Below are 3,337 nucleotides of genomic sequence, written 5' to 3'. Positions count from 1 at the left end.
GGCGCCATCGCTCCCGGCTTGGTCGGGGTCGCGGGGGCGGGGCTCTGCGCCAGCGCCGGCGCGGCGGCCAGGCAGGACAGGAGTGCGAAGGTGCGCAGGAACGACGTGGCCATGGTGGTCCTCCCGAAGGGACGGCGGCCCGGTACCCGGCGCCGACGGAGCGTGGTGTGAGCCGGAGCGGTTGAACCGCGGCTTAACGCTGCGGCACGCCGCCCCAGTCGCCGGTTCCAAGTCCGATTGGGTTCCAAGTCCGATAGGGTTCCAAGTCCGATTGGGTTCCGAGTCCGATTGGGTTCCGAGTCCGATTGGGTTCCTAGTCCGATTGGGTTCCAAGTCCGGTCGCGCGCACTCCGTTCCCGGTTCGGTTCTCGATCCGGGTCGGACGCTCAGTGCCGCATGGCGTCGAAGCGCGCGAGGCATTCGGCCGAGATCCGCATGCCGTTCGGCACCGGCTCGCTCGGCGGCGGACGGCGCACGCAGGCCTTGAGGTAGGCGAGCGCGTCTTCCAGCACCGCCTCGCTGAAGGGTTTTGCGATCACCGCGGTCGCGCCCTCCATCTCCTCGGAGAGCTGGCGCGCGTTGGCGGTCATGAAGGCGGCGGTGATGCCGTCGCGCTCACGGATCGCCTGCGCCACCTCGAGGCCGGAAGAGCCGTCTGCAAGGCGCAGGTCGATCAGCACCAGCTCGGGCCGACAGGCCTCGATCTGGGCGATGGCCTCGGCCGCCGTCATCGCGGTGCCGACCACGCTGTGCCCGGCCTCCTCGAGCATCATCTCGATCTGCATCAGGATGAGGGCCTCATCCTCCACGACCAGGATCCGCAGCGGGTCGCTCACGGCGTCTCCGAACTGTCTGGCATCTCGCGCGGCAGGCGAATGTTGACCGTGGTCCCCGGCTCGTTGGATTGCCACGCGATGCTGGCGTTGAGCTGGCGGCACAGGGTGCCGATCAGGCGCTTGCCGAAGGAGCGTTTCTTCATCACCTCCACGGGCATGCCGACGCCGTCGTCGGCGATTCTGATGGCGAAGTACTTCCCGTCCGGTGCGACCGTCACCGAGAGCCGGCCGGGGCGATCGCCGGGGAAGGCGTGCTTGAGCGCGTTGGTGATGAGCTCGTTCATCATCAGCGCCACCGGCGGCGCCTTCGAGACCGGCACCTCCACCGCCTCGAGGTCGAGGTGCAGGCGGATGCCGTCGCGGCCCGAGCCCCGCACCAGGTCGGTGGAGAGGTCGCGGGCGAACTCGGCGACGTCGAAGCGCTCGACATCGTTCGACTGGTAGAGCCGCCGATGCACGATGCCCAGCGCCTCGACCCGCGTCAGCATCATCTCCATCGCCGCGCGCGCCGACGGGTCGGTGATGGCCTTGGTCTGCATGGCGAGCAGGGCGGCGATCATCTGGAGGTTGTTCTTGACCCGGTGATCGACCTCGTGGACCAACATGGTCTGCGTCGCCAGGGACTGGCTCAGGTCCTGGGTGCGCTTGGCCACCTCGGCCTCGAAATGGGCCTTCTCCTGCTCGACCTTCAGGTGGGCGTCGACGCGGTCGGTCACGTCGAGCTGCGAGGCGAAGAAGTAGGGCACCTCGCCGCCCTCGTTCGTCACCGGGCTGAGGTACAGCGCGTTCCAGAACGGGGCGCCGTCCTTGCGGTAGTTCAGGATGTCGATGGCGATGTCGCGCCCCGCCGTCACCGCCTCGCGGATGAGCGCGACCGCGCCGCGATCGGTGTTGGCGCCCTGCAGGAAGCGGCAGTTGCGGCCCATGACCTCGCCGCGCTCGTAGCCCGTCATCCGCAGGAACGCGTCGTTGGCGAAGACGATCGGGTTGTCGGGCAGGCGCGGATCGGTGATGATCATCGCCATCCGCGTGGCGCGGACGGCGGCAGCGAACGGGTCGCCCTTGCCCTGCTCGGTGTCGAGGCCGCCGGTCTGGCGCCACGCATCGGACGATTCCATCGATCGTGATCTCTCTCAGGGCGCGGACCGCATCCACCGTGCGGCGTCGGCCGGTGCCGCGAGGGCACCTTTTTAGGAAGTCCAGAAGGCGAACCGTCGTGCTTGGAGGCGAGCGGGCGGGTCGGCCGCAAGCTTAACGGGTCGTGGAGGAAAAAAGGTTCAAAGAATTCTGGACGCGGCGGACTTTCCCGTCGCGGCGACGCCTTCGGGCCGTCGCCATGGCACCCCGCCCACCGCAGGCCATCACGGCAGAACTGTCAAGTCTCAGCTAGCACGCGCCCGGTGCCGTCGGCGCCTGCCACTGTCTTGCTCGGCCGCGATCTTGGACCAAAGTCCAACATCGAGCGTGTCCGGCAGCTTGGTCGCACGCGCCCCCTAGCCACGCCCCGGCGCCCCCGCTATAAGCGCGCCTTCGAATCTCCGTATCGAGCGGTGCGCGAGGCGATCCCGGCCGGGAGACGCCCGGGCGCCGCTTTGGCGCCAGACCGCAAGGATTTCCCGTCATGGCCGTTCCGAAGCGCAAAACCTCCCCCTCCCGTCGCGGCATGCGCCGCTCGGCCGACGCCCTCAAGGCGCCGACCTACGTGACGGACAAGGATTCGGGCGAGCTGCGCCGCCCCCACCACATCGACCTGAAGACCGGCATGTATCGCGGCCGCCAGGTGCTCACGGTCAAGTCGACCGAAGCCTGAGTAGCCTTGGGAATCAGGCCGTGAGCCGCGCCGTCTCGGCGTAGCGCGCGGCCGCGATCCCGGTGCGCTCCAGCCGCGACGGCCGCAGGGTCGGATCGGACGCCACGATCACCTGAGTCAGAAAGCCTGCGAGCGGCCGCGTGCCGCCGCGGGCTTTTGGCGTTGGCGCGTCCTGGGCTGCCTCGTCCCGGCCCCCGGCGATCGCCACCAGGGCGCGGGTGGGCGCGGACACATTCGATCCGGAGGCTTCTTGCGGTTCGGAAGATTGCGACTCGGACCCCGGCGCCTGCGGCCGCACGGTCGCCCGTACCGTGCCGACACGCCCGAATGTCCCGATCTGCATCATCGCCCGCATCCCCCGGCCCAACCCGGACCGGCGCTGCAAGGGTGGGGCCGACGTTAACGGTTCGTCAACCTTTTATCGGGGCAGGCGCCACGACTTCCCTCCCCTTCTGCGGGGGAGGGTGGCCCACGAAGCGGGTCGGGAGAGGGGAGCGACCTCTCCCGACATAGCGCTCTCCTCTCCCGACCCTCCTTGACGCGAGGCCCACCCTCCCCCGCAGAGGGGGGAGGGAAGACGGGCGTGGAGTTCTTTGGCCCTACTTCTTCGCCAGCGCCTCGAGGCGTTCCTGCATCGCCAGCATCTGGCGCTTGAGGTCGTCGAGGTCGGTGCCGGCGGCCTGGACGGGGG

The 3,337-nt window shown here is 69.2% G+C and carries 4 protein-coding genes; 1 reads left to right on the top strand and 3 read right to left on the bottom strand.

Annotation, left to right across the window (positions count from 1 at the left end; genetic code table 11):
* Window positions 1-386: 386 nt before the first annotated feature.
* Window positions 387-836 carry a response regulator gene (locus FV229_RS26080; protein ID WP_147754701.1) on the bottom strand — a complete coding sequence of 150 codons (450 nt, stop codon included), beginning with the start codon at window positions 834-836 and terminating at the stop codon, window positions 387-389.
* Complete coding sequence (locus FV229_RS26075; protein WP_147754700.1) at window positions 833-1,954, bottom strand: PAS domain-containing protein; 1,122 nt, start codon at window positions 1,952-1,954, stop codon at window positions 833-835. Before FV229_RS26075 ends, FV229_RS26080 begins: the two co-directional genes overlap by 4 nt.
* A gap of 503 nt (window positions 1,955-2,457) precedes the next feature.
* Between FV229_RS26075 and rpmF the strand changes: the two genes are divergently transcribed.
* The gene (gene rpmF / locus FV229_RS26070) at window positions 2,458-2,646 is read left to right on the top strand and encodes a 50S ribosomal protein L32 (protein ID WP_147754699.1); all 189 of its coding nucleotides are present in this window, start codon (window positions 2,458-2,460) and stop codon (window positions 2,644-2,646) included.
* 13 nt (window positions 2,647-2,659) lie between these two features.
* Here rpmF and FV229_RS26065 read toward each other — a convergent pair whose 3' ends face one another.
* A complete protein-coding gene (locus FV229_RS26065) occupies window positions 2,660-2,992 on the bottom strand; it encodes a hypothetical protein (RefSeq protein WP_246688352.1) in 333 nt (110 codons plus the stop codon).
* Window positions 2,993-3,337 lie beyond the last annotated feature (345 nt).

Source organism: Methylobacterium sp. WL120 (assembly GCF_008039465.1).
GTDB classification, from domain to species: Bacteria; Pseudomonadota; Alphaproteobacteria; order Rhizobiales; family Beijerinckiaceae; genus Methylobacterium; species Methylobacterium cerastii.
Note: the sequence above shows the minus strand (reverse complement) of the source record. Positions and strands in the feature narration are given on the sequence as shown.